The sequence below is a fragment of the Paraburkholderia sp. D1E genome (assembly GCF_052682275.1).
Map to the genome: position 1 here is coordinate 8,683,533 of NZ_JBQYMB010000001.1, position 26,102 is coordinate 8,709,634.

Annotated in this window: 18 protein-coding genes and 2 pseudogenes; 11 read left to right on the forward strand and 9 right to left on the reverse strand. The window is 60.5% G+C overall.

Going from position 1 to position 26,102, the window contains the following annotated elements:
- The first annotated feature begins 316 nt into the window (after positions 1–316).
- From ACUN0E_RS39060 to ACUN0E_RS39075, 4 genes are all read left to right on the forward strand, one after another.
- Positions 317–2,449, forward strand: a complete 2,133-nt coding sequence (locus ACUN0E_RS39060; RefSeq protein ID WP_445569963.1) for a site-specific recombinase — start codon at positions 317–319, stop codon at positions 2,447–2,449.
- A gap of 30 nt (positions 2,450–2,479) precedes the next feature.
- Positions 2,480–3,775 carry a THUMP domain-containing class I SAM-dependent RNA methyltransferase gene (locus ACUN0E_RS39065; RefSeq protein WP_445569964.1) on the forward strand — a complete coding sequence of 432 codons (1,296 nt, stop codon included), beginning with the start codon at positions 2,480–2,482 and terminating at the stop codon, positions 3,773–3,775.
- A 225-nt stretch (positions 3,776–4,000) separates the two neighbouring features.
- Entirely contained in the window at positions 4,001–4,384 is a 384-nt protein-coding gene (locus ACUN0E_RS39070) for a VOC family protein (protein ID WP_445569965.1), read from the forward strand.
- A gap of 66 nt (positions 4,385–4,450) precedes the next feature.
- Positions 4,451–5,191: a helix-turn-helix transcriptional regulator gene (locus ACUN0E_RS39075; RefSeq protein ID WP_408238905.1), complete on the forward strand. Its 741-nt coding sequence runs from the start codon at positions 4,451–4,453 to the stop codon at positions 5,189–5,191.
- Positions 5,192–5,321: 130 nt separating this feature from the next.
- Here the strand turns inward: ACUN0E_RS39075 and ACUN0E_RS39080 are convergent, their stop codons facing one another.
- The 3 genes from ACUN0E_RS39080 to ACUN0E_RS39090 are packed head-to-tail and all read right to left on the reverse strand — an operon-like array spanning position 5,322 to position 8,263.
- Entirely contained in the window at positions 5,322–6,776 is a 1,455-nt protein-coding gene (locus tag ACUN0E_RS39080) for an NAD(P)(+) transhydrogenase (Re/Si-specific) subunit beta (protein WP_408238902.1), read from the reverse strand.
- On the reverse strand, positions 6,776–7,108 hold the full coding sequence (locus ACUN0E_RS39085; RefSeq protein WP_408333173.1) for an NAD(P) transhydrogenase subunit alpha: 333 nt from the start codon (positions 7,106–7,108) through the stop codon (positions 6,776–6,778). Before ACUN0E_RS39085 ends, ACUN0E_RS39080 begins: the two co-directional genes overlap by 1 nt.
- A 12-nt stretch (positions 7,109–7,120) precedes the next feature.
- Positions 7,121–8,263 carry a Re/Si-specific NAD(P)(+) transhydrogenase subunit alpha gene (locus tag ACUN0E_RS39090; RefSeq protein WP_408238896.1) on the reverse strand — a complete coding sequence of 381 codons (1,143 nt, stop codon included), beginning with the start codon at positions 8,261–8,263 and terminating at the stop codon, positions 7,121–7,123.
- 324 nt (positions 8,264–8,587) lie between these two features.
- On the opposite strand from ACUN0E_RS39090, the gene ACUN0E_RS39095 reads away from it, so the two are divergent.
- The 3 genes and pseudogenes from ACUN0E_RS39095 to ACUN0E_RS39105 all read left to right on the forward strand — a co-directional run.
- Complete coding sequence (locus ACUN0E_RS39095) at positions 8,588–9,070, forward strand: NUDIX hydrolase (protein ID WP_445569966.1); 483 nt, start codon at positions 8,588–8,590, stop codon at positions 9,068–9,070.
- A 116-nt stretch (positions 9,071–9,186) separates the two neighbouring features.
- Positions 9,187–10,356, forward strand: a complete 1,170-nt coding sequence (gene mnmA / locus ACUN0E_RS39100; RefSeq protein WP_445569967.1) for a tRNA 2-thiouridine(34) synthase MnmA — start codon at positions 9,187–9,189, stop codon at positions 10,354–10,356.
- Positions 10,357–10,582: 226 nt separating this feature from the next.
- Positions 10,583–10,825, forward strand: a pseudogene (locus ACUN0E_RS39105) (FMN-binding glutamate synthase family protein); the annotation flags it as partial.
- A 423-nt stretch (positions 10,826–11,248) separates the two neighbouring features.
- Here ACUN0E_RS39105 and ACUN0E_RS39110 read toward each other — a convergent pair.
- From ACUN0E_RS39110 to ACUN0E_RS39135, 6 genes are all read right to left on the reverse strand, one after another.
- Entirely contained in the window at positions 11,249–13,474 is a 2,226-nt protein-coding gene (locus tag ACUN0E_RS39110; RefSeq protein WP_445569968.1) for an AAA family ATPase, read from the reverse strand.
- Positions 13,471–13,803, reverse strand: a complete 333-nt coding sequence (locus ACUN0E_RS39115; RefSeq protein WP_445569969.1) for a hypothetical protein — start codon at positions 13,801–13,803, stop codon at positions 13,471–13,473. The genes ACUN0E_RS39110 and ACUN0E_RS39115 overlap by 4 nt, the downstream gene beginning before the upstream one ends.
- Before the next feature lie 167 nt (positions 13,804–13,970).
- On the reverse strand, positions 13,971–14,468 hold the full coding sequence (locus ACUN0E_RS39120; RefSeq protein ID WP_445569970.1) for a hypothetical protein: 498 nt from the start codon (positions 14,466–14,468) through the stop codon (positions 13,971–13,973).
- Between the two features lie 53 nt (positions 14,469–14,521).
- Complete coding sequence (locus ACUN0E_RS39125) at positions 14,522–16,903, reverse strand: hypothetical protein (protein WP_445569971.1); 2,382 nt, start codon at positions 16,901–16,903, stop codon at positions 14,522–14,524.
- Entirely contained in the window at positions 16,900–18,936 is a 2,037-nt protein-coding gene (locus ACUN0E_RS39130; RefSeq protein WP_445569972.1) for a hypothetical protein, read from the reverse strand. The genes ACUN0E_RS39125 and ACUN0E_RS39130 overlap by 4 nt, the downstream gene beginning before the upstream one ends.
- Positions 18,933–20,114: a site-specific integrase gene (locus ACUN0E_RS39135; protein WP_445569973.1), complete on the reverse strand. Its 1,182-nt coding sequence runs from the start codon at positions 20,112–20,114 to the stop codon at positions 18,933–18,935. Before ACUN0E_RS39135 ends, ACUN0E_RS39130 begins: the two co-directional genes overlap by 4 nt.
- Positions 20,115–20,366: 252 nt before the next feature.
- Between ACUN0E_RS39135 and ACUN0E_RS39140 the strand changes: the two are divergent.
- The 4 genes and pseudogenes from ACUN0E_RS39140 to glyS all read left to right on the forward strand — a co-directional run.
- Positions 20,367–21,755 (forward strand): annotated as a pseudogene (locus ACUN0E_RS39140) (FMN-binding glutamate synthase family protein); the annotation flags it as partial.
- Between the two features lie 161 nt (positions 21,756–21,916).
- Positions 21,917–22,762, forward strand: coding sequence for an FkbM family methyltransferase (locus ACUN0E_RS39145; protein ID WP_445569974.1), 846 nt, complete (start codon positions 21,917–21,919; stop codon positions 22,760–22,762).
- Between the two features lie 208 nt (positions 22,763–22,970).
- Positions 22,971–23,978 (forward strand): glycine--tRNA ligase subunit alpha, encoded by a 1,008-nt coding sequence (gene glyQ / locus ACUN0E_RS39150; RefSeq protein ID WP_408333293.1) that lies wholly within the window; start codon positions 22,971–22,973, stop codon positions 23,976–23,978.
- Positions 23,979–23,993: 15 nt separating this feature from the next.
- On the forward strand, positions 23,994–26,093 hold the full coding sequence (glyS, locus tag ACUN0E_RS39155; protein ID WP_445569975.1) for a glycine--tRNA ligase subunit beta: 2,100 nt from the start codon (positions 23,994–23,996) through the stop codon (positions 26,091–26,093).
- The last annotated feature ends 9 nt before the right edge of the window (positions 26,094–26,102 follow it).

Below are 26,102 nucleotides of genomic sequence, written 5' to 3' on the forward strand. Positions count from 1 at the left end.
CGCGGATTCCAGATGCACCACTACCGCAACTGTGCGGGGGACCCGCTTAAGAATTAGCGGTGTAAGCCGCTTTCTTTGCTTATCTTTCTTTGCGGCGGCAAAGAAAGTAAGTGCCGCCCCGCACAGGGGCGAACGCTAATAGACCACTAACAATTCAAGGAAAGGCCAACACCATAAGCAAACAGACAAAGCGCCGCAAAGGCAAAAAAAGCAAAATAATGCAAAACATTAACCAGCACAAAAACCACATGCCATATCCTTCCACCTAACCAAACCCCAAGCGCCGCAGGCAGCCCCCCGTAGGGTAAAAAACCAAATGCTCACCTCAATCAAAAGATTCATAAAAAAATGGCGCGCTTCCCGCGACAGCGGCCACCAACTAGACGCGCTGCTGGCAATCGCCGATAAAACCGCCCCCTATCCAGACCGCAGTGAGTGGCTGATCGAACTCACCCACTGGATCCGCCGCGGCCGCGCAGTCCAACCCGGACAGCTCGAAAACACCGTCGAAGACAACCCATCACGCTCAACTCCAGCGCACACAAGAATTCGCTATCTCCTCCACGTGCTGGACCGTAACCCTACCTGGAAGGCCAACGTCGCCGGCATTCTCCGCGCGCTGCTCCGCGAAAGCGACGGCCTCTCACTTCTCTGCGATGCGGGCATGCCCGTGCACTCAGGCTTCTTCGGCGCACTCTTCGAGCGGCTCGAAGCCTCGCTGATTCCGCCCGCGCCGAACCGGCGCGATCTACGAGCGATCACCACACTGATGTTCAGCCAGGATCGCGATGCCGAATGGATCGCCAATCTGCCAACCGATCTGCTCACCCGCATCCGGGCCCTCTTCGACTACGAACAGGACGAGAACGAACAACGCGACGCCACCCCGTTCTCGCTCGACCTGCTGGCCGCTCTGCACAACCTCACCTGCCAGATCAGTTCAACCGGTCTGTCGCAAACCGTCCGCAGCCGTCTCGGCGAAGTCGACATCCGTGATGCCAGCGATGTACGCGTCGCCATGGAAAAGCAGCCGTTCTACCGCCTCACGCGCGCCATGCTCGCCGTCGAAGCGGCCCACCAGGCAGTCAGTGCAGGTGCCCCGCAAGACAAGCTGCTGCATGAGGTCAACTATCTGCGCGCGCTGCTCGACGAATGTCGCAGCGCCACCGACAACGTCTTCGCCCATCTCTACCGCAACGGCGTCAGTGTCGATATCGTGTTCCAGGTCGAACGGATGCGGATGCGCATCGTGCGCGCTGAGCACCTGCTGAACGCCTGGATGGCGCAGGACGATCCGCACGCCGGCGCGCGTCTCACCGCCGAACTGGTAAACGCCAATCACGCGAGCCAAAGCGTCGCGCACCTCGTGCGCAGCAATTTCTCGTTGCTGGCGCGCAAAGTCGTCGAATACAGCGCGGACACCGGCGAGCACTACATCGCGCGCGATCGCGCCGAATACCTGAAGATGATGCGCATGGCGGCCGGCGGCGGGCTCGTTACCGTCGTCACGGTATGCGTGAAATTCGCCATCACCGGCGTGCATCTGCAGTCGATGTTCGAAGGCGTGCTCGCCGGCATCAACTACGCAGCCAGCTTCCTGCTCATACATTTCCTGCACTTTTCTCTCGCCACCAAACAACCGGCAATGACGGCGCCCACGCTCGCCCGCGAATTGGACGGCGTCGGCACGCCGGCGGGCGTCGACAGCTTCGTGAGTTCGGTGACCGCATTAATGCGCACGCAGGCAGCCGCCGTGCTCGGCAACGTTCTGCTGGTGTTTCCCGTGTGTTTCGGCGTGCAATTGTTGTGGCATGCGCTGTTCAACGCCAACATCATTTCGCCGGAGAAGGCGCACGCCACACTGCACTCGTTCTCGTTGATGGGACCGACGCCGTTCTATGCCGCGCTGACCGGCGTGCTGCTGTGGTCGTCGAGTTTGTTGTCAGGTTGGGCGGACAACTGGTTCGTCCTGCATCGTGTGGCGGACGCGCTCGCCTATAACCGGCGCCTGCGCATGACGCTCGGCGCGGCCGGTGCCGCCCGGCTCGCCGCGTTTTGCCGCTCGAATGTGGCAGGCGTCGTGGGCAATATCACGCTCGGCCTGATGCTCGGGCTCGTGCCGGCGATCCTCACCGCCTTCGCCTTCACGTTCGAGGTGCGTCACGTGACGCTCAGCGCCGGCTCGATCGGCGTGGCGATCGGCGTGCTCGGCATGGACGCGTTGAAATTGCCGGAGCTGTGGTGGGCGGTCGCGGGCGTCGGCAGCATGGCGATCCTCAACGTGGCCGTGAGTTTCGCGCTCGCCTTCTACATGGCGGTGAAATCGCGCGATTTGCGGCGCAATGCAGTGCGCTCGCTGCGTGGCGCGATCTGGCAACGGGTATTCCGGCATCCGCTGGAGCTGGTATGGCCGGCCAAAGCGGCCCCGCACCCCGACCGCGTACAATAGCGCCTTATCTAACGCCTTCCGGCAACCTCAATGTCCTTCGATTTCTTCCTTCCCTGTCCGCGCGGTCTTGAAGCCTCGCTCGCCACCGAGCTCGCCGAAATTGCCGCGAAGCACCTGAACGGCGCGCCGTTCACGGCCGGCGCGCAAGTGCCCGGCGGCGTACATTTCCGTGGAGGCTGGGCCGCCGGCATGGCCGCCAATCTGCACTCGCGCCTCGCGAGCCGCGTGCTGCTGAAAATCGCGCATCGGCCGTATCGCAGCGAACAGGACGTCTATGCGCTCGCGGTCGAACAACGTTGGGAGCAGTGGTTCTCGGCGAACGAAACGCTGCGCGTGGATGTCACCGCGATCAAATCGCCGCTGCGCAGCCTCGAATTCACGACGCTGCGGGTCAAGGACGCGATCTGCGACCGTCTGCGTGAAGTCAGCGGCGCGCGTCCGAACATCGACACCGCCATGCCCGACGTGCGCGTGTTCGCGTTCCTCACCGCCACCGAGTGCACGCTCTATCTGGACACCTCCGGCGATCCGCTCTTCAAGCGCGGCTGGCGCATGGACAAGGGCGCGGCACCGCTGCGCGAGAATCTCGCGGCGGGCATCCTGCGTTTGACCGGCTGGACCGCCGGCATGCCGCTATACGACCCGATGTGCGGCAGCGGCACCTTCCTCGCGGAAGCTGCACAAGTGGCGTTGAATATCGCGCCAGGCGCGGAGCGCCGCTTCGGCTTCGAGAATCTCAAGCAATACGACGCCAAGACCTGGCAAACACTAAAGGCCGCCGCGCTCGACGCGAAACACGCCGCGCGCAATTCGCGCGCCGATCTGCAGATATTCGGCAGCGATATTTCCGGCGACATGCTCGACAAGGCGCGTGCGAACTTCCAGCGGGCCGGCCTGCCATCGATTCCGCTCAAGCAGGTCGATGCACGCGGAATGACAGCGCCATCGTCGGATGCGGGCATCCTCGTCGCCAACCCGCCGTATGGCGAGCGGATCGAAGTGCGCGGCCGCAATGCGCGGGGTGAAATCCGCGAAGGCCGGGCCACGCGTGAAGGCCGCGACGACGAAAGCTTCCACCGGGCTCAGGAAGAGGCACCGGACAGCGAATTTTTCCAGTCGCTCGGCGATGCGCTGAAGCAGCGCTTTACCGGCTGGCACGCGTTCATCCTGACATCGGATCGCAAGCTGCCGGGCCAGCTGCGTCTGCGCGAATCGACCAAGACGCCGCTCTTCAACGGCGCGCTCGAATGCCGGCTGTTCCGCTTCGACCTGATCGCGGGCAGCGTTCGTCAGCGGCCGCAGAACAACGACACGCCAGCAGCTTAAGCCGGCGCAAAGCAGCATCGAAAAAGCCGCGGATCCAGGTCCGCGGCTTTTTTTCGCCGGTACCTCGGTAGTCGGCCGGCGCCCGAGCGCACTGATCCTCCGCCACATCCTTTTTCCACCTCCGGCAACCCCTACTGACACTACGCTGTCAGCAGCCCCCACGCACACTCCTTCTCACGCCATCCGGCGCTTTGCACGGCTTACCGCCATCCACAGGAGAGTGTCATGTCCGCATCATCCAAAGTTGTCGCATGGTTCGAGATACCGTCCGTCGATTTCGAGCGCGCTGTCCATTTTTACGAAACCGCCCTCGACGTCAAACTGAATCGCCAGGAAGTCGGCGGCCAGCCGATCGCTATCTTCGGCTACGAAGAACCGGCCACCGGCGGCGCAATCGTCCATAGCCCGTCGACGAAGCTGACCAACGACGGCGTGCTCGTCTATCTGAACGCGCAACCCAACGTGGACGCCGTGCTCGCCCGCGTCGAGCAGGCCGGCGGCAAGACCGATGGTCCGGTGATCAAGCTGCCGCAGGACATCGGCTATATCGCGTTCTTCACCGACACGGAAGGCAACCGCCTCGGCCTGCATTCGCGGACCAACGGCTAACTCGCGACACGGCACACAAGCGCGGCGGCCGGCCGGCATCGCGCGGAACACCGACCGGAGCGCGGCATGCGGCGCTATCATCGCGGGACTGTCCCCGTCCTTTTTTACAAGACGCCCACGATGACGCGCCGCGCCGACCGCCTGTTCCAGATCGCCGAACTGTTACGCGGACGGCGTCTGACCACCGCGCAACAACTCGCCGACTGGCTGAATATCTCGCTGCGCACCGTCTATCGCGACGTGCGCGATCTCCAACTATCAGGCGTGCCAATCGAAGGCGAAGCGGGCATCGGCTATCGGTTGAGTCGCTCGGCGAGCCTGCCGCCGCTTACCTTCACCGCCGATGAACTGGCCGCGCTCGCAGCGGGCGCGCGGATGCTCGAATCGTGGGGCGGCGCCGGCTTCGCGAGCGGCGCGCGCGGGGCGCTGGCGAAGATCGCCTCGGCAATGCCCGCCGACAAACGCGCAACGCTCGAACGTCTGGCAATCTTCGCGCCGTCGTTTCACATCAAGGCAGATTTTTCGGCGAAGGTGGACGCGCTGCATCGGGCGATCGATGCACGTCAGGTGGTGAGCTTTGCCTATACCGATGCGAACGGCGCGGCGACCGAGCGGCGCGTGTGGCCGCTGGCACTGGCTTATTGGGGCGCGCGCTGGACGCTCGGCGCGTGGTGCGAATTGCGAGGCGATTTCCGCAATTTCGGGCTGGAAAAAATCCAGAATCTTCACGCGCTCGAACCGTATCCGGATCAGGAAGGCAAACGGCTGGCGGACTTGCTGCGGCACGTGAATGCGAAGTCGCGGTAAAGATGCGGATGCGGCTGTGAGACGCGTCCGCACGTCCAGGATTTGACACTCGACCTCACGTGCCGGTGGCGGGATCGTGACCGACGGTTCACCGCCCGCCGCAAGGCAAGCCGCGAACCGCCGAGGTACGTTACTCCACTGCCTTCACCATGTCCTCGATCACCTTCTTCGCATCGCCGAACACCATCATCGTCTTGTCCATGTAGAACAGATCGTTGTCGAGACCGGCATAACCCGCGGCCATCGAACGTTTATTCACGATGACCGTACGTGCCTTATACGCCTCGATGATCGGCATGCCCGCGATCGGCGACTTCGGATCGTTCTTCGCCGCCGGATTCACCACGTCGTTCGCACCGAGCACCAGCACCACGTCGACCTGACCGAACTCGCCGTTGATGTCGTCCATTTCGTAGACCATGTCGTAGGGCACTTCGGCTTCGGCGAGCAGCACGTTCATGTGCCCCGGCATCCGCCCGGCCACTGGGTGAATCGCGTACTTTACCTCGATGCCCTTCTCGACCAGCTTGTCGGTCAGCTCTTTCAAAGCATGTTGCGCACGCGCGACGGCCAGACCGTATCCCGGCACGATCACCACGGTTTCGGCATTGCCGAGCATGAACGCCGCATCGTCGGCGGAACCGGATTTCACTGGACGTTGCTCCGCCGACCCACCCGCTGCCGCCGCGCCCGCCTCATTACCAAAGCCGCCGAGAATCACGTTGAAGAACGACCGGTTCATCGCGCGGCACATGATGTACGACAGGATCGCACCGGACGAACCCACCAGCGAGCCCGCGATGATCAGCATCGGATTGTTCAGCGAGAAGCCGATCCCCGCCGCCGCCCAGCCCGAATACGAGTTGAGCATCGACACGACCACCGGCATATCCGCGCCACCGATCGGAATGATGATCAGCACACCGAGCACGAACGCGATCAGCGTCATGATGATGAACGGCAGCCACGATTGCGTGAGAAAGAAGATCACGCCGAAGCCGAGCATCCCGAGCGCGAGGAACAGGTTGATCAGGTGCTGTCCTGCATAAACGACCGGTGCGCCCTGGAAGAGCCGGAACTTGTACTTGCCCGACAGCTTGCCGAACGCAATCACTGAACCGGAGAACGTAATCGCACCGACGAACGTGCCGATGAACAACTCGACGCGATTACCGTACGGCAGGAAGCCCGGAATCGCATTCTCCGGGTCGACCAGGCCGAACGCGGACGGCTCCGACACCACCGCATACGCAATGCACACGGCGGCAAGACCGATCAGCGAGTGCATCGCCGCGACCAGTTCAGGCATCTTGGTCATCTCGACGCGCGCCGCGACGAACGCGCCGATCGCGCCGCCGATCACCAGCGCGACCAGCAGCAGGCCGAGCCCCAACCCAAGATTCGAGCCGAGCGCATTAGCCTGTTTGACGATCAACGCGATGGTGGTGAGGATCGCGATCGCCATCCCGGCCATGCCGAAGGTGTTGCCGATGCGCGCCGTCTTCGGATTCGACAGCCCTTTGAGCGCCTGAATGAAGCAGACCGACGCGACCAGATAAAGCAGCGTGACAACATTCAGACTCATTACGCGTTCTCCCTGGTCGTCTTATCAGCGATAAGCTTCTTCGGCTCTTTCTTCCTGAACATCTCCAGCATTCGCCTTGTCACAAGGAATCCGCCGAACACGTTCACCGCCGCGAGCGCGACGGCCAGCGTGCCGAAGAACTTGCCGGTGTCGCCCACGGTGAGACCCGCGGCCAGCATCGCGCCGACGATCACGATCGCCGAAATCGCGTTGGTCACGGCCATCAGCGGCGTGTGCAGCGCGGGCGTGACGTTCCAGACGACGTGGTAGCCGACATAGATCGCCAGCACGAAGATGATCAGATTGATGACGGTGTGGTTGATGACTTCCATCGCCGTTCTCCTCTATGCCTTGCGGGCGACTTCGCCGTCACGGGCCAGCAGCGTGGCCGCGACGATGTCGTCCGCGAGATCGATGTTCAGGGCGCCTTCCTTGGTGATGATCAGCTTGAGGAAGTCGAGCAGGTTGCGTGCGTACAAGGACGACGCGTCGGCGGGCACCATCGAGGCCAGATTCGTATAGCCGACGATCTGCACGCCGTTTCGGGTAACGACCTGGTCCGCTTCGGTCAACGGGCAGTTGCCACCGCGCCGGCCTTCGTATTCGGCGCCGCGTCCTGCGGCGAGGTCCACCAGCACGGAGCCGGGTTTCATCGCCTGCACGGTTTCGACCGAGATCAGCGTCGGCGCGGCGCGGCCGGGAATCAACGCGGTGGAGATGACGATATCCGCCTGTTTCGCCCGCTCGTGGACCAGTGCCGACTGACGTGTCAGCCACGAAGGCGGCATCGGCCGCGCATAGCCGCCGACGCCCTGCGCGGCTTCGCGCTCCTCGTCGGTTTCGTACGGGACATCGAGAAACTTGGCGCCGAGCGATTCGATCTGCTCCTTGACCGCCGGACGCACGTCGGACGCTTCGATCACGGCGCCCAGGCGCTTGGCGGTCGCGATGGCCTGCAAACCAGCCACGCCCGCGCCGAGAATCAGCACACGGGCCGCTTTCACGGTGCCGGCCGCCGTCATCAGCATCGGCATGAAACGCGGATAAAGCGTCGCCGCCAGCAGCACCGCCTTGTAGCCGGCGATGTTCGCCTGCGAGCTCAAGACGTCGAGGCTCTGCGCACGCGTGGTGCGCGGCGCGGCCTCTAAAGCGAACGCGGTAACGCCGGCTGCCGCGAGCTTTGATGAGTTTTCGGTATTAAAAGGATCGAGCATGCCGACCAGCGTCGCGCCGCGCTTGAGCAGCGGGAGTTCGGCATCGGTCGGGGACTGGACTTTAAGGACGAGATCGGCGCCAAAAGCAGTGGCCGCGTCGACGATTTCCGCGCCGGCCGCTGTAAAGGCATCGTCAGGGAAGCTCGCGCCGGTGCCGGCGCCGCTCTGGATCGTGACCCGGTGGCCCTGGGTCACGTACTTCCTGACCGTTTCGGGCGTCGCGGCGACGCGGGTTTCGTGCGCGCGCGTCTCGGCTGGCACTCCGATGTGCATCGTTGTTCCTCCTCGACTTCCTGTTTTACGACAGATGCGCCGACGAGGCACGCCGGCTTGCAAGTGCAACGGCTAACCGCGTCACTTTAACCGAAACCTGGGGGTGCGCCGAAATCGGGGACAATCCGGGGGTCGTGGCCCAGCAAGGGCGCCTTGCAGGATGCAGACCGTGGGCGCCGCGCGTGCGTTGCCTGCTTATCGGGCCGGTCAGTGCCCGCCGCAGCCTCGGTAGCCGCCCGTCAAGGCCGGGCGGCCCTGCCAGTCCATACCCGCTGCCGCCCGCTTCCCGGCAGCCCAGGCCCATAAACGGTAAAATGCGCACCCATGAAACCGGAATCCTGGCTGCCGCACGTCACCGTTGCGGCCATCATAGAGCGCGACGGGCGTTTTCTCGTAGTCGAGGAACATACCGCCGAAGGCCTGCGCCTGAATCAGCCCGCCGGCCATCTGGAGGCGGGAGAAACGCTTCTGGAAGCGGTCATCCGCGAAACGCTCGAGGAAACCGCGCATCCGTTCACGCCCGAGGCGCTGGTCGGCATGTATATGACGCATTTCGAGCGGCCCGGCAGTGAGGGCGTGACGTATTTGCGCTTCACCTATTGCGGCACGAACGGCGAAGCGGACGCTAAGCGCGCGCTCGACCCCGACATCGTCCGTGCGCTGTGGATGAGCGCCGACGAGTTGCGCGCCTGCCCCGAACGGCATCGCACGCCGCTCGTCATGCAATGTCTCGACGATTACCTCGCGGGACGGCGTTTCCCGCTCGACTTCGTGCACACGCATTCGGTCGGACGCAAGCAGACGTAAGCTGGCCTGGCCAGACCTGACCAGTCATAAGCGGGCCTGATCCGTCACGAGCGGCCAACCAGGCAACACGGTCAACCCACGATCAATGAAGTCACGCAGTACCCAGTGAGCACCTTATGAGCAAGCAGAAAGTCGTAGTAGGCATGTCGGGCGGCGTCGATTCGTCGGTTACCGCGTGGCTGCTGAAGGAACAGGGCTACGACGTGGTCGGCCTGTTCATGAAAAACTGGGAAGACGATGACGACAGCGAGTACTGCTCGACGCGGCAGGACTGGATCGACGTCGTCTCGGTCGCGGACCTGATCGGCATCGACGTCGAAGCGGTCAACTTCGCCGCCGAATACAAAGACCGCGTGTTCGCCGAGTTCCTGCGCGAATACTCGGCCGGCCGCACGCCGAATCCCGACGTGCTGTGCAACGCCGAAATCAAGTTCAAGGCCTTCCTCGATCACGCGATGTCGCTGGGCGCGGAAACCATCGCGACCGGCCACTATGCCCGCGTGCGCGAGAACAACGGACGCTTCGAACTGCTGAAGGCCTTCGATCATACGAAGGACCAGTCGTACTTTCTGCATCGGCTGAACCAGGCGCAGTTGTCGAAGACGCTATTTCCTTTGGGCGAGATTCCGAAAACCAAAGTCCGCGAGATCGCCGAACAGATCGCGCTGCCGAATGCGAAGAAGAAAGATTCGACCGGCATCTGCTTCATCGGCGAACGGCCGTTCCGCGACTTCCTGAACCGCTATCTGCCGACCCAACCCGGTCCGATGAAAACCACCGAGGGCAAAGTAGTCGGCGAACACATCGGCCTCGCGTTCTATACGTTTGGACAACGAAAGGGCATCGGCCTTGGCGGCAGCAAGGACGGCAGCGGCGAGCCGTGGTTTGTTGCCGGCAAGGATATTGCGTCGAACACACTGTACGTCGCGCAAGGCCACGAACATCCGTGGCTGCTGAGCCATACGTTGAGCGCGGGCAATACGAGCTGGGTGGCGGGTGAAGCGCCAGCCGACGGTTTTGCCTGCGGCGCGAAAACCCGTTACCGGCAAGCGGATGCACCGTGCACGTTCCGTGCGGCTGCAAGTGCGGCTGCCAGTGAGACAGGTGTCGACGAAGGCCTTTTCGAACTGAACTTCGACGCCGCCCAATGGGCTGTCACACCAGGGCAATCTGCGGTGCTCTACGATGGCGACGTGTGTCTCGGCGGCGGCATCATCGAACACGCGGTAACCGGACAACCAACGGTGCGCCAGCCGCAAAAGGCAGCGCTGCTAACCGCCCGTTGAGCGATGAGTTTATCGTGCGGCAACGCCTTGGCGGCGCCGCACGCGCTTCACTTTCATGCCCCATCTTCAAGCTTCAGACTTCACGCTTCACCCACGCGTTTCATCTTCGAGGCGCAGCTAGCTTCACCATAACAAGCAGGTGTTCGTTCCCCTTCGCGGCGGATTCCGTCTGCGCCGACAGCGTCGACGATCCCTCCGCGACGATCCCCACTGCACTGGAGTCCCCATGTTTTCTCGACGTTATCTGGCGATGTGGTGCACAGTCGCTCTGCTCGCCGTCTGTGCGGCGCTCGCCGCGGCGCATCACATTTCGTGGTTCTGGATCATCGTGCCGGTGGCGCTCGTCGCGCTTGGCCTGTTCGACCTGACACAGGAACGCCACGCGATTCTGCGCAACTACCCGCTGTGGGGCCACTTCCGCTTCCTGTTCGAATTCATCCGCCCGGAAATCCGCCAGTATTTCGTTGATTATAGCCGGCGCGACATTAGACGAGTATCCCAAAACCCCACAGCATAAGCGTTTCCATTCCATCTAATATTACTAGCAATAGATGGAATACGTTTGACGGTGCGGTGGCCACCTATTCCATCTAATACACGTCGTGCTTCAGTCAACCAGTCGACGGCCAAGTTAGGACAACAGCAGCCACTCCCCCCCGCCCCTCGCCCGAGGCGAGGGGAGCGCTCCCGCCGGGCCGCTGAGCCCTCGAGGCAGCCGGGTAAGGGCCTAGCGGCCCTGACTCCGGCCACCCCGAGGGGGAGCCTATCTTCCCTCAGACGCCTCAATGGCAAGCCCCGTACTCGCCCGTTCGGTGCTCGGCCTCCGGCCTGTGCTCCGCTGCGGCCTCCGTGCGGGGTCAGGGCGTTGCCCTGACCATTGACCCGTCTAAAATCATCCGATGCCTTCGATGCATGCGGGTCCTCGAACAGTTGCTGTTCGCGGCGGTGGCAACAAGAAGCCGGTGGTGCGCAAAGTTCGTCTGCGAATGGCCTGTCCAACAGCTTCATCGTCGCCAACCAGCAAGACGAGCTCACGCCCTCGCGTAATCGCGGTATAAAGCCACTCGCGTGTAACGAGCGCAGAACGTTCAACCACGACCAGCACTGTTTGGGCTGAACTGCCCTGTGCTTTATGGCACGTGATGGCATAGGCCAGTTCGATGTCACCCTCAGCCTCTCGAGGCAGAGCTCGGGCGTCCGTCTCACCATCCCACAGGACAGTGACTGTCGGGCCATCGATAGATGTGACGACACCAAGCAGTCCGTTGAAGAGACCGTCCTGGTAACGATTTGCGGTTGTTACAACGGGGTCCCCGACGGCAACGGACGCGAGCGGGCCCAGTCGACGCGTCGGCGTGGTCAACTGACGAACTCGCAATGACTGGGTTTCGTTGATATCTGAGACGGTGGCTCGGGTAGCCGCCACCAACATCATTTCAGATTTTCCTCGCAGCCGAAGCTGGACTGAATCAAGGTCAGCTGGTGGCACGAGATAGACGCCCCGGGCCTCGCCGTGCCAGTTGGAAAGTTCCGGAACTCTGCCATCTCTCACAAGCGCCGATATGGTGGGAATTGCGCTGTCCTCCGCCTGCCGAAGCACCTTGGTCAACCGAGCAACACGGCTCCCCTCCGCTACGAGGTCATGGAAGACCTTGCCGATACCAACTGGCGGTAACTGTCCTTGGTCGCCGGCAAAGAGAATTCGCGCTCCGGCTGGCAACAAGCTAAGCACTCTGCGCAAACTCGGCGTGTCCATCATCCCTGCTTCATCAATCACTAGCAACGTCCTCGCCGTGAACGCGATGTCTGTGGCGGGACGCTTCGCTTCCCGATTAGAGTCTTGTTCACGCTGCCGCTCGAGCATGCCTATGAGCCGGGCAATGGTGTACGCCAACCGAGGCTGGTTGTGCGACGATGCACCACGGGAGAGAGTCAGCGCAGCCTTGCCGGCCAACGCGCCCATCACTACTTCGCCTCCAATGTGTTCCCATGCGGTCGCCAGGACTTTCATAACAGTCGTCTTACCGACGCCTGCACCACCTTGCAAGGCGGCCACAGGCATCGTTAGCAAGCTCACGACAGCGCGATGCTGTTCATCCGTCAACGCCAATCCGACCGTGGCTTCCGCCCCGAGCACAAGCAAATCAAGCTCCTCCGGGGAAGGAAGAAACACGGCAGGCTCACGCTGCTCCATGGCCCCAAGAGCACTCGTTACCTGGTCTTCCAGCCATGCCGCACCAGGCACTCTCAGCAAGGAGCCTGAGCGCCGTAAAAGGCTGTTGTCTTCCGCGTAACGCAGAGCCGCATGTGCATTGACAGCTCGCGATTCAAGGAGGCTAAACACGCGCTCGGGTGTCGCGGCTGTGTCCCCATCGTTAAGAAGTTCTCGCCAGACGCTGCTGAGCGCACCGGCCAAACGAGCAGGGTGCTCATGGAGGTCCGCGCGAGTGTCGCTGGACCGCAAGAGTCGTTGACCGACGCGGTCGGCCACCTTCCAATCGATGAGGCTTGCTGCGACGTACGGATTTCGATGCAATCGGTCTACCGCATCCGTTCCCGCCATCAGACGCCACAGTTGGCTCGCAATGCGAGACTCGCGAATACCCAACCGCTCAAGGAACGTAAGGAATTCGACTTCGGCGAGTTTGACGCTACCTGCTCCGGTGTCTATAGCCATGGCGGCGTAAAGCTGTGCCGCGATTCGAGACGCAAGAGCTGGCTTGTCAGTATCAATAGCAGCCGAAACGTCAGCCATGCGACTTGCGTCCCGAAGTACATCGACCAACTCGTGGCCGAACTTATCGAGGAGCCGTTGGGCACGGCCCGGGCCGATATTCGGCAACCGTTGTAGCCATGGTCCGAGAAGTTGCCCCCGACTGACTGTTCGCCTCATCCGCTTGCTGTCTACCTGCGGAACGTTCTTCCCGAACCGGTCTCGGTACGTGGAGAGTAGCCCTCGCACGACGAATGCATCACCCACCAAGGGTTGTGTGTCTCGTCCACTGAACTTCACACGGACGATATCTCCGTTTTCACGGCGACCGGTAAAGATGCACCCGCTCTCCATCTGCGAGAGCACGCGTTCCACGACCACGGTGCATTCAATGTTTTCGTTCACTCCTCGACCCTCACGAAGAGGCCAGCATGCATGGCATCCACCTGCGCTCGCATACGTAGATTTTCCGCGCGAAGCGATTCGATTTCTGCTGCGGCCTCCTTCAGTCTCTCAAGCAATTCAGCCTGAACGGCCTGGGCTTCAACGGCCGCTTGCTCCGATGCCTTGGCAGCCTTCGCCTGCCGCACCATGCGTTCCCTGAGAGCCTTGTCGCCCGCTTCCTGCGTAAGTCGCGAGCCGATTGGTAACAACCCCTGCCCCTCGGCCATAAGATTGATGAGCTGGCTTAACTCCTCGCGTTCGTAAAGGTACTTCTCCTGCGTTTGCTTCAATTCGATAGCCTGAGCGATAGCGCGTACATTGACTTTGCCATCAGGCGTCGCAGGAAGAGTGGGGAGCCTGCTCATCTCAGGCAACGCGAGATATTCGGCTTCCCGCTCGTTGAGATATGTCTCAAGTCGAAGCCGAACCTGAGGTATTACACTAGGTCGTGCCACGTTCAGTCCTTTTTCTTCGGGAGGGGCACAATCTTCTTGTGACCGGATTGCGCAAGTGACTGTCGCAACCCTGCGTTTTCGTCGCGCATACGCTCAACCTCTTTCCTGGCCTCCGCGAGTTCAGCTTCCGTTTGCTGTAGCTCAAGTTCTGTATCGCGATGCGACTGTTTGAGGCCTTGGTACAGAGTCTCCCAGTCCTCCAGCCGTTCCGACAGAGCTCGTCGGACACGGCCTTTCCCAACGATGTGGGAAGCTTGAATCTTTTCTACCCATTCCTTGACATCCTTGCCCAATTTCTCTTTTTGCGCTGGGCTGTAAAAGGTCGTTTCGTGAACCCCAGCTCGGCGCGCAAGCTCCGCTGCCGATAATGCCCCGCCGTTGTTCGGGTAGATTCCCTTGTTAGCTGCAATTTCTCCGTCTATCGTCGCCATCACTTCACGCACGTGCTTGTCCAACGCGGCGGAGCGCTCCTTTCCTCGCTCCGATGCGCTCTGTTGCATAAGTGCTCGCGTAGCCGGAGAGCGTGTTGTGCCTGTTGACTTCGTAGTTTTGCTCACGCGCTGACTCCTTCAGATTCCTCCTCTGCGAGGATACGTTGCACGACTGGGTCACTCAGCCATTTATGCTTGATGTCCTCGAACCGGACGAGATGTGCGCGGATTTGCCCCGCCCACAAGGCCTGAACCAGTAGCTCACCGGCCTCGCCAGCGTCGATATACGCTGTTACGGAATCTCGAATTGCGCCGTCAACGTCCTCGCGCAAGAATTTCTCTTCGAGGCGATGTCGACAGTGAGTTTGGCAGCGGGCGGGCTCGGGGTGCCCCTTGCTCTTGTTGCAGGGACCCGACTCTGTCCCGGGGAATTTCGTACAGATGACGCCGGGTCGAACGAACTGCCACGCCTTTCCCTGGAGCGTCAATATTTCTGCCAGTTCCACCGCGTTAGCTGCACCCCATTCCTCCCCCGACCGATGCAAGCCTTCTTTCTGCATGTCGATAGCTCGCTGCATCGCAAGAGCCGCAGGTCCGCCGTACCCCCCTGTTGGAACGGCACCTGATACAGCATCTTCGTTGGCGACCATCTCCTCGATGATTTCCGTTGCCCGAATGATTCGAAGCTCTCGGGTTACGCGCTCGATTTCCGCCCGTAGCTCCTTATCGGTGAGGATGTAATACAAGGTCATCTCGAGTGACTTGTGACCGAAGACATCCATGAGAACCTTCGGGGCCTGCATGAGAGCCAGCGCAACCAGTCGTGCAATGGTTTTACGAAGCCTATGAGGCCGTATATTCTGGCCTCCGGGCTGCGGGTCCATGCCTAGAGTCTTCGCGAATTGGATAAGTGCCTTACCGAGAGTCACCAAGCGTTTTGTTCTGTCTGCGCCGCCATGTCCAGACTGCGCCCAAAGATGACGCCCTGGCAGTTGAGGCGACTGGGCGATTTTCGACTCCGAACGGTCGGGCTGCATGCTGCCAAGAGTCTCGAGCAACCCAATGAGACGAACTTGCTGTTCAATGGCATTTACGGAGACATCAGGCAAGACCCAATCCCGTATGGCCCCGTCATGGCGCTCAACAAGTTTGAAAGTTCTGCCGTCTGCGTATGGGAAGCCGTCCGCCGCGTACTGCACGCAGGAGCGCTCCAAGGTAACAATCTCTGACCGCCTTGCAGCCATCGGCAGCGCGACGACAAACAGGTGCGCGAGCTGTACCGCGTGCGCAAGCCCAAAAATCTCGTGCGCCGTATGAGGTGGCCAATTTATGTCTTCGAGGCCCTCGCCCTGCTCATCGAGGCTACTGTTCAGCAACTCGTCGTCTGACCGTGTTTTGCCTGGCCCGCCTATTCGACGTACGTATAGCGGGAACGGTGGTACGTCAATTAGTTTACCCGCGCGGTCGCGCCAACCGCACTTCTCAAGGTAGGCCTCCACCTTAGTCCTGCGACGACTTTCCACCTGGGTTGGTTCCAACGATGGGATGTCCGTCTCCCGCCATATCCTCTGGAATTCCTTCAAAATCGGAAACAGATTAGGCGCGATGGACTCGATTAGCCAAAGACTACGGGAACCCATGTCGGACACATAGTCGTCCGGCAGCGGCAGGTGCGGCTTTGTCTTGCTCTCGCCTTCCTTCGGCACCGGGTCCCCCGCGACGGCCGTGACAGCGTCGAGCTGTTCTGACAGGATGGGTACGTCATTCCAATATCCCTTCAAACCCAGAACAAACATTCGCTGGAATTCGAAAGTCGTCTTCTTCCGCCCCGTCTTACTGAGACTGTCAAGATGGTCGCGTGGCACGTAGCTCATGTATCCGGCAGCCGGAACGGAGTCAGTAGCCTCGGCCACGTTGCCGGACACGGAAGCGTCGCCGAACATCTTCGAGACGCACGCCGCGAACAACCTCGGGAGGTTGTCATACGCCAGAGTACGTACTGTTGTCGGGTCTAGAGAACCTCCCTTGCGTTTTCCCACGAACGCAGCGGGCCCCATTCGAAGCAAGATTAGATACCGCGTGAGGGAAAGAACGGCGCCCTCAATCAGCCAGTTAATCCGCGCCACATCCGATAGTGTCCGGTCACCGTCAACGGACGAGCTAGTGCCTTGTTGAAGCGGACCTTCATTGGCCTCCTTCCACAGCGGCAGAAGCGCGGGTTCGAGAAAGTCCGCGATGCGCTTCCGCAGGTCAATGTTGATGCTCGCAGTTCCATGCTGTGCCGGCGCCCATTCTTCCGGCGTCTTCCAGAAGCCGTATCGGTCACCGTGCCCGAGAATCGTCTGGACCGTTATCAGGCTGCGCGAGTCGAGATGCTGAACATTTTCGGCAGCCGTGTGAAGTAGCGCCGTATTGCGTGTCTTACCAATATCCTTTTCTGCAACGGGAACGGTCGGGCCGGTAGTACTCGGCGCGTTGACGACGATACTGGCTTTTTTCTTCATGCTTTCGCCCTTTGGACACCATCAAGGTCCACCACCCGGTGCGTTCCCGAGCGAATTTTTTGCTCCCACTCAGCTATAAGAGAGGCTACCTCTTGCTGGTCGTAGTGCTTGAGTGCGAATTCGGTGTTACGCATTTCCTCGCCGAACGATGACTCAAGGAATGCTACGGCCGACATGTTCGCCTCTATGTGCCGCAGTTCCGCCATCCGCTTGGCGAGGCCCGGAAGGCTATCCGGGAAGATGACTGCACCTTCGAGGCAAAGGGTACATCGGTGAACTGAGCACATTGATTTGCCGTCGACGACGAAATCAGGGGCAATGTGCTTTGGCGGGGAAGTCGGGGTCTTGCAACCTACTCCGATACGGCTTCGACGGAGAGTGCGATATTCTTGGAGACGGCGGCGCTCGTCATCCGTGACGCTCCCAGCTTGCGACCGTTGCGCCAGGATAGTCGGGTCAACACGACCGTGTACCCTAATCTCATCCCAAAAAGACTCGCTAAACATCCTATACAGCTTCACACTTTCTTCGTTGATAAAAGTATTGTCTAGGTAGGCCAAGGTTGTTTTTAGATGTTTGTGCCGCAACACCTTCATCACGTACAACACCATGCCGCCACTTACGCGATATGCGTAACCCGCGAACGCGTCGCGGAAGTCACCCGCTTTGAGCATCGAAATCTGTTTGTCGGACGGCTGCCGTGCATTCAGATTCGTGATGAGTTCCGCAAGAAATCCGCCGCGAACCTCGCGAGTGAGTCCACGGCTGTAGTCGTCAGTGCTGGCCAACCACTCAACCGACGTTGTCCCGGGGGTCACATATAACCATGGAGACCGCACGCCTTGCTCAAGACTGGCTATTCGCTTCCAACAAGCTGCTCGAAGAGCTTCGGACGCCCCGTCAGCATGCAGCCGCCCATATTCGAGCTTGAGAGCATTCAACTCTTTCATTAGGTGTTCGCGTAGTGGCTGCGTCCGGGCAATGAGAGTTTGCAGAATCACACCCGCTGAACCTTGCGACTTAAATAGACCTTCGGAGACATGTTCGGAGTGACCGCGATTTTTATTGCCGCGAAGAAGATAACGGCTAGGGTCTTTCGGATGCGGTTCGACGATATCCTGATTCACATCGAGGTCGAGCAAGACCGCCGCATTCCACCCCGTATTGGCGAGACACAAGTGGAATGCAACCCGGATGTCATATGAATCCGGATAGAAACCTCGAAGCATGTCGGAGACACTGTAACCCCGGTCGGTGAATGTGGTGCGCGGCACGTTCCCGTAAATGGGCTCTGCGGATGGCCTGGGCAACTTCGCAGCCTTGGCGACCATGCGAAACCGTCGATAATTTTTTCTGAGCCTCCGCTCCTCGCTGTTCAACGGCTCGTCGCCACGTAGGAGTTCGTTTGCTTTCTGCCATCGATGCAGAGCACGGAACCAAGCATGCTTCAATTCGAAACGTATTTCATCGACCTGCCAAGGCGGAGGCAAATGCCGTTTGCCTCCATCAGTGCCCGGTGTTGTCCAATAGAGCGGAGGCCGCTTGTGGACCTTCAGCGCCAAGTCCACAATACGAAGAAAGAAACGGAAGTTAAGGGCCGACAGCCCTTCGTCGAATGCGCGCTGTCGATGCAATTCCGTTAGGTCCGATATATCCGCGACGGGGCGAAGCGGGGAATCAACGGCTACCGCCTCCATTCGGTGAAATAGGCGCCACCAGGCCCTCAGCGCGGAGGTGTAATTCTGAACACTGTCCGGTGCGAGATACTCCACTAACGACCGTATCGACGGCGCCAATTGGGCTATTAGTTCGGGACGTCCTGAGAACGGACCCAACCAACTTCCGCCCGGCCTAGATGGCTGAAGTTCGCCATCGGCGAATACTGTAAGGTCGACGAATGTCGGTTTTTCGTGAATGGTCCAGAATCTCAACGGGTCATCCGATTCCGGGCTTCTTGTCGCCGATTCTGATACCAGCTCCGGCGACGTGGCAAGCTGCTTCAGATGGTCTTTGTTGTGTTTTCGGATGCTCATTCAGTACTCATCTCACCGTCGATGGCCGGAAGCTCAGCTTCGTAATCGATGGACAGGTTGCTCGCAATCATGTCCGTAAACCACTGAAGGTAAATCATCGTGGTGTCGTCGCTCGTATGCCCCAACTGCGGTCGGATTATGAAACGTATAACGGTCTGCGCTGCCGATTCGAGGTACGGCTCGAGCCTGCCGTCTTTAAGTGGTCGCAACTTTTCCCTTTCTTGCACTTCTTTCCAAAGCGTGGAGCATGCCCACCAATCGCGGCCGAGGTGAGGCGACCATCCCTTATAAGGAAGTTCGACGCCTGTCCAAGCGTGATATAGCTGTTTAGATGAGATTCGTTCGCCTGTTGCTTCATCCAGGAACAGATGGACTGCGCCAGCTATTCGGCGGTGTTGCTCTGCGAGCGTGGATGCACCCTTTACCAATCGCTTTAAAGCAGCATTCCGACCATTCTTCTTTTTTCGATAGTCATCCAGCCGCTCTGCGAACGCGAAAGGTACCCAGAGCGACCGCTCGGGACCAATCTTGTCGCCGTGGTCAGTCCCATAGTCCGAACCCTTGGTCCCGAAGCGAATTGTCAGCAAAACTCGTTGCTCAGACTTTGGCGCCTCCGGATTATTGACGTGCCAGTCTTTTTTGTCCTCAGGCAGAGTATCTACGCGCCAACATGCAATCTCCTCGCGCCGCATGGCCGTCAGCAGCACCGCTTCACACATGAGACCCTTCGCGAGACCAAACCGCTCGTACACTCTGTTAAGCCACGCCCAGAGCTGTTCATCGCTCGGCATGCGCAGCCGTCTTTTGTTTTGCCGGACCTTCCCTTGTCGAACTTCCTTTGCGGTACCCTCGTGTCCGACAGAGCTGGTCGCTCGCCTCGATTTGACAAAAATGGTCTCGGTGGCAATGTCAAACGGCTTCCTGAGGCCCTTATCTGCCATCCACGTAAGAAAATCACACGCTTGTTGAACACGCAGATTGACTGTCGTCGGGCTCAGGCCGACACCGTCGCGTGACCAAATTCCCGAAAGCATTTCCTTCTGATAGCGTTGCTGAACGTGTGCGGCATATTCGCAAGTGAGAAGGTCGACCTTTCGTATCTCCGCCCACTCCAGGAAATTTATGAGCCAGTCCGCGTAATTCTTGATGGTGACGTCGCTCGGGGCGGTTCCCTTCATGCCGTCTCCCCGGGATACCGGGTCCCATATACCAAGTCCACGGTCGATTAGGTAGCGGCTGGAAGGCCTGTGATACCCAGGGCGAGAATCGAGTATGAAGGGCAAGTGAGCAACCTTGCCGAAGCCAGCACGTGTTGTGACTGCCGGGTCGCTGTACTCAACCTTCCATGCCATCGAATGTTTTTCCTTTTATCTATATTCCGCTTAAGGTAAAAGGCTTTGCGTGTACGCGCAACTTCGTCTGTTGTTTTTTTGCGTCGCTATAACGTCGAAGGCGACACCGACGAGAAACCGTTCTCGCGCGCGCAACGCAGCATCGTCTATCAGCGCGCGAAGAACGACGTGGACAGCCGCCCGTACGGCACCGAACTCGACGTCAAAGCCGTTGCGCACGAATGGATCAGCCATTCGCTCGCGCCGACCACGCTCGATAACCACGACTTCCGTATCGCCGTCGGGCCGGACCGCGCGCAGCCTTATTCGATGTCGATCTTCAACGTCTCCGCGATGAGCTTCGGCTCGTTGTCGGCGAACGCGATCATGGCGCTGAACCTCGGCGCGAAGAAAGGCAACTTCGCACACGACACGGGCGAAGGCTCGATGTCGAAATACCACCGCGAACATGGCGGCGACATCATTTGGGAAATCGCCTCGGGCTACTTCGGCTGCCGTAACGACGACGGCACCTTCAGCGCGGAGAAGTTCGCGAAGCAGGCCGCCGAGCCGCAAGTGAAGATGATCGAAGTGAAGCTCTCGCAAGGCGCGAAGCCCGGTCATGGCGGCGTGCTGCCGGCCGCGAAGATCACGCCCGAGATTGCGGAAACGCGCGGCGTGCCGATGGGTCGCGATTGCATCTCGCCCGCCACGCACTCCGAATTCTCGTCGCCGCGCGGTCTGCTCGAATTCGTCGACCGTTTGCGCACGCTGTCCGGCGGCAAGCCAACCGGGTTCAAGCTCTGCATCGGGCATCCGTGGGAATTTTTCGGCATTGCGAAGGCGATGCTGGAGACCGGAATTCTGCCGGACTTTATCGTGGTCGACGGTGCGGAAGGCGGCACAGGCGCAGCACCGCTGGAGTTCACCGATCACGTCGGCGTACCGCTGCAGGAAGGCCTGCTGCTGGTGCACAACACGCTGGTCGGCATCGGCTTGCGTCAGCGCATTCGCATCGGCGCGAGCGGCAAGATGATTACTGCGTTCGACATCACGAAGACACTTGCGATCGGCGCGGATTGGGTCAACGCGGCGCGCGGTTTCATGTTCGCGGTCGGTTGCATCCAGGCGCAAACCTGCCACACCGGCCGCTGCCCCACGGGCGTTGCGACGCAAGATCCGGTGCGTCAGCGTGCTTTGGTGGTGCCGGACAAGGCCGACCGTGTATTCAACTTCCATCACAACACGCTGCATGCGCTGAAGGAAATCATTCAGGCCGCGGGACTCAAGCATCCGGCGGAACTGCGCGCGCATCACATCGTGCGGCGCGTGTCGTCGCATGAGGTGCGGTTGATGTCGGAACTGTTGAAGTATCTTGATCCGAACGATCTGCTGAACGGCAACTATCGCTACTCGTTGTACGAGAAATATTGGCCTATGGCGCAAAGCGATTCGTTTGCACCGAAAATCGAACTGGCCGCGACGTAATCCGGCTACCGCGATGATCGGCTTATGAGTCGATCATCGCGGAGTCTTAGGTTTTGACCGCGAATTCTTGAAGAAAAATAAGAATCCTTGAGAGCTCGTCTCATATACAAGGACAGCGGCGAACCGTACATTTGCGTGATCTCTTTTCCCGCTCAATGTCCATGGTTACACCCTCCTTTGTTCCACTGCCGCTCGGCGAACACACGCAACTCGTCCAGACTCGCCATGGCTGGATGCTCGCCAATCCGAACGACTTCTATCTCGGCCGCGCACTCATCGAATACGGTGAATGCAGCGAACTCGAATCTGCCGTGTTGCGGCAGTTGCTGGTGCAGCCCGGCATCGTCGTGGAAGTGGGTGCGAATATCGGCGTACATACGATCGTATTAGCCAAGGAAGCGCAGGCACGCCGCCAGGTGCTGGTTGCTTTCGAGCCGCAGCCGGTGATCTTTCAGAACCTGTGTGCGAATCTCGCGGCCAATGGTCTGCGTAATGTGCTGGCTTGGCCGTACGCGTGCGGGGCGACGGCAGGGACGCTGCATTTTGCGCAGCCGGACTACGATGCGCCGGGCAACTTCGGTGGAATTTCGATGCAGACGGAGGCCGCGGCAGACACGCTCCCGGTTCCGTGCGTGCGACTGGACGATGTGCTGCGCTCGCATATGGTGGGGCTGCTGAAACTCGACGTGGAAGGGTTCGAGTTGAACGCGCTGCTAGGTGCGGAGGAAACGATTGCCCGCTCTCGGCCCGTGATTTACGTGGAGAACGACCGGCTCGATCGGTCGCAGGCTTTGATCGAGTGGTTGTGGTCGAAGGAATACCGGATGTGGTGGCATTTGCCGCCGTTATTCAACTCCGGAAATTTCTTTGGGCGGACGGAGAATATTTACGGTCGCGTGGTGTCATGCAATATGCTCGCGCTGCCCCGGGAGTTGGAGATGGAGATTGACGGGTTTGTCGAGGTGACGGATTCGGGGGCGCATGCATTGATGGGGTTGAGCTGTTAGCCGATGAACGCATCCTGAGGCGCAAACGACAACGGGCCGCGTTAAGCGGCCCTTTGTCGTTTAAAGAGCGCTCCAGGTTCGTCCGCCCCCCCATCAAAACGGACGCCCCCCTCCCTTTCCGTTAAAATCTACGGTTTAGCACTTCGCTCCACGGCCAGCTCGCGCGCTTCGGCGTTTGCGGCGCGGCCCTATGCCCGAAAGGCACTTCATGCTCACGTTTCAGCAAATCATCCTGACACTGCAGTCCTACTGGGATAAGCAGGGTTGCGCGTTGCTCCAGCCGATCGACATGGAAGTCGGCGCGGGCACGTCCCACGTCCATACGTTCCTGCGCGCGATCGGTCCGGAACCGTGGCGCGCCGCGTATGTGCAGCCGTCGCGCCGCCCGAAAGACGGCCGCTACGGCGAGAACCCGAACCGTCTGCAGCATTACTACCAGTACCAGGTCGTGCTGAAACCGGCGCCGGAAAACATCCTCGATCTGTACCTCGGCTCGCTGGAGGCCCTCGGCTTCGATCTGAAGCAGAACGACGTGCGTTTCGTCGAAGACGACTGGGAAAATCCGACGCTCGGCGCCTGGGGCCTCGGCTGGGAAGTGTGGCTGAACGGCATGGAAGTGACCCAGTTCACCTACTTCCAAGAAGTCGGCGGTCTGGATTGCAAGCCGGTGCTGGGTGAAATCACTTACGGTCTCGAACGTCTCGCGATGTATCTGCAGAAGGTCGAGAACGTCTACGATCTGGTCTGGACCGAGTGGGAAGAGCAAGGCCCGAACGGCCCGGAACTCCGCCGGCTGACTTACGGCGACGTGTATCACCAGAATGAAGTCGAACAGTCGACCTACAACTTCGAGCATGCGAACGTCGATCTGCTGTTCACGTTCTTCAACAGCTACGAAGCGGAAGCCAAACGCATGATCGAAGCACAGATCGCGCTGCCCGCTTACGAGCTGGTGCTGAAGGCCGGCCACACGTTCAACCTGCTGGACGCCCGCGGGGCGATCTCCGTCACGGAACGCGCGGCCTACATCGGCCGGATTCGCGCGCTGTCGCGTCTGGTTGCGCAGGCTTACTACGACTCGCGTGAGAAGCTCGGTTTCCCGATGCTCGGTAATCCGGTGCACGGCGTGCCCGGCCTGACGACCGACGCACAAGATGCTGCAATGCCCGCGTGGGCGCCGCCGCTGAAAATCGAACGCAAGATCGATCCAGACTGACGAGAACACCTAGAAATGACTCAACCCCATCAAGCTACCCTGCTCGTCGAACTGCTGACCGAAGAACTACCGCCGAAAGCGCTCGCGCGTCTCGGCGACGCCTTCGCTGAAGGCATTGCGCAGCGCCTCGCGGCGCGCGACCTGGTCGAAGGCGAACTGTCGTTCGAACGTTATGCGACGCCGCGCCGCCTCGCCGTCACGATCAGGAATGTGCGTTCGGTCGCGCCGGAAAAACACGTGCGCGAAAAAGTGCTGCCGGTTTCCGTCGCGCTCGATAAGGACGGCCAGCCCACCGCGCCGCTCGCCAAGAAACTGGCCGCGCTCGGTTTCCCCGATTTTTCGGTGAACGACCTCGAACGCGCGCAGGACGGTAAGGCCGAAGCCTTCTTCCTGCGCTACGCCGCGCCGGGCGCCACGCTCGCTGAAGGCCTGCAAACCGCGCTCGACGAAACACTCGCCAAGTTGCCGATTCCAAAGCCGATGACGTATCAGCGCCCGGACGGCACCAGTGTGCGGTTCGTGCGCCCGGCGCACCGTCTGACCACCTTGCACGGCGAACAGGTCGTGCCGGTCACGGCACTGGGCGTCGATGCCGACGACACCACGCTCGGCCACCGCTTCCTGTCCGAAGGCTTCGTGCAGATCCAGCACGCGGATTCGTACGCCGACACCCTGCTGCACAAAGGGCATGTGGTCGCGAGTTTCGCCGACCGCAAGGAAACCATCCGCACGCATCTGCTCGCGCAAGCCGACGGCGACCAGGTCGTGATGCCTGAATCGCTGCTGGACGAAGTGAATTCGCTGGTCGAATGGCCGGTGGTCTACGCCTGCCGCTTCGAGGACGAATTCCTGCAAGTGCCACAGGAATGTCTGATCCTGACCATGCAGACGAACCAGAAATACTTCGCGTTGACGGATGCGAACGGCAAGCTGCGCTCGCGCTTCCTGATCGTGTCGAATATCGAAACGGCGACGCCGGGCGATATCGTCGAAGGTAACGAGCGCGTGGTGCGTCCGCGTCTGGCCGATGCAAAGTTCTTCTTCGAGCAGGACAAGAAGAAGCCACTCGCCGATCGCGTGCCGCTGCTCGCCAACGTCGTGTATCACAACAAGCTGGGTTCAGCGCTGCAACGCGTCGAGCGCGTCGAAACGCTGGCAGGCGCGATTGCCGGACTGATCGGTGCAGATGCGGCGCTCGCGAAGCGCGCAGCGCGTCTCTCCAAGGCCGATCTGATCACCGACATGGTCGGCGAATTCCCCGAGTTGCAAGGCACGATGGGCACGTACTACGCGCGCCACGACGGCGAGCCGGAAGAAGTCGCGCTGGCATGCTCGGAACACTATCAGCCGCGTTTCTCCGGCGATGCGTTGCCGACCACGGCAACCGGCACCGTCGTCGCGCTCGCCGACAAGCTCGAAACGCTGGTTGGGATCTGGGGCATCGGCCTTCAACCGACCGGCGAGAAAGACCCGTTCGCGCTGCGCCGTCATGCGCTGGGCGTGCTGCGGATCCTGGTCGAGAAGCAACTGCCGGTGGATCTGGTCGAACTGCTGCGCACCGCTTACGCGCAATTCGCCGCCGTGCCGGGCGTCGCCGATTCGACGCAAGCGATCTACGAATTCAGCATGGACCGTCTGCGCGGCCTGCTGCGCGAACGCGGCTACGCGCCGGGTGAAATCGACGCAGTACTGGCACTGAACCCCACGCGCCTCGACGACATCGTCGCGCGTCTGGATGCAGTGCGTGAATTCGCGGCGCTGCCGGAAGCGGCATCGCTCGCGGCAGCCAACAAGCGCATTTCGAACATCCTGAAGAAGTCGGAAAGCGCCACGAACGGTGGCGTGCAGGTCACGCTGCTGACCGAAGCGGCGGAAAAAGCCTTGCATGCACAGCTCGAACAGGTCGCGCCGCGCGTGCAATCGCAACTCGCCGCACGCGACTACACAGGCGCGCTCACCGCGCTCGCCGCGTTGCGCGAACCGGTCGACACGTTCTTCAACGACGTGATGGTCAACGCCGAAGATCCGGCGTTGCGCGCCAACCGTCTGGCCTTGCTCGGCGCGCTGCATCAGCAGATGAATTGCGTCGCCGACATTTCCCGACTCGCCGCCTGAGCCCCGCGC

Bases quoted from the DNA above. Each gene is read 5' to 3' on its own strand.
- ACUN0E_RS39060 (WP_445569963.1), top strand. From the start codon at position 317: ATGCTCACCTCAATCAAAAGATTCATAAAAAAATGGCGCGCTTCCCGC.
- ACUN0E_RS39065 (WP_445569964.1), top strand. From the start codon at position 2,480: ATGTCCTTCGATTTCTTCCTTCCCTGTCCGCGCGGTCTTGAAGCCTCG.
- ACUN0E_RS39070 (WP_445569965.1), top strand. From the start codon at position 4,001: ATGTCCGCATCATCCAAAGTTGTCGCATGGTTCGAGATACCGTCCGTC.
- ACUN0E_RS39075 (WP_408238905.1), top strand. From the start codon at position 4,451: ATGCGGCGCTATCATCGCGGGACTGTCCCCGTCCTTTTTTACAAGACG.
- ACUN0E_RS39080 (WP_408238902.1), bottom strand. From the start codon at position 6,776: ATGAGTCTGAATGTTGTCACGCTGCTTTATCTGGTCGCGTCGGTCTGC.
- ACUN0E_RS39085 (WP_408333173.1), bottom strand. From the start codon at position 7,108: ATGGAAGTCATCAACCACACCGTCATCAATCTGATCATCTTCGTGCTG.
- ACUN0E_RS39090 (WP_408238896.1), bottom strand. From the start codon at position 8,263: ATGCACATCGGAGTGCCAGCCGAGACGCGCGCGCACGAAACCCGCGTC.
- ACUN0E_RS39095 (WP_445569966.1), top strand. From the start codon at position 8,588: ATGAAACCGGAATCCTGGCTGCCGCACGTCACCGTTGCGGCCATCATA.
- mnmA (WP_445569967.1), top strand. From the start codon at position 9,187: ATGAGCAAGCAGAAAGTCGTAGTAGGCATGTCGGGCGGCGTCGATTCG.
- ACUN0E_RS39120 (WP_445569970.1), bottom strand. From the start codon at position 14,468: ATGCAACAGAGCGCATCGGAGCGAGGAAAGGAGCGCTCCGCCGCGTTG.
- ACUN0E_RS39125 (WP_445569971.1), bottom strand. From the start codon at position 16,903: ATGAAGAAAAAAGCCAGTATCGTCGTCAACGCGCCGAGTACTACCGGC.
- ACUN0E_RS39130 (WP_445569972.1), bottom strand. From the start codon at position 18,936: ATGAGCATCCGAAAACACAACAAAGACCATCTGAAGCAGCTTGCCACG.
- ACUN0E_RS39135 (WP_445569973.1), bottom strand. From the start codon at position 20,114: ATGAAGGGAACCGCCCCGAGCGACGTCACCATCAAGAATTACGCGGAC.
- ACUN0E_RS39145 (WP_445569974.1), top strand. From the start codon at position 21,917: ATGGTTACACCCTCCTTTGTTCCACTGCCGCTCGGCGAACACACGCAA.
- glyQ (WP_408333293.1), top strand. From the start codon at position 22,971: ATGCTCACGTTTCAGCAAATCATCCTGACACTGCAGTCCTACTGGGAT.
- glyS (WP_445569975.1), top strand. From the start codon at position 23,994: ATGACTCAACCCCATCAAGCTACCCTGCTCGTCGAACTGCTGACCGAA.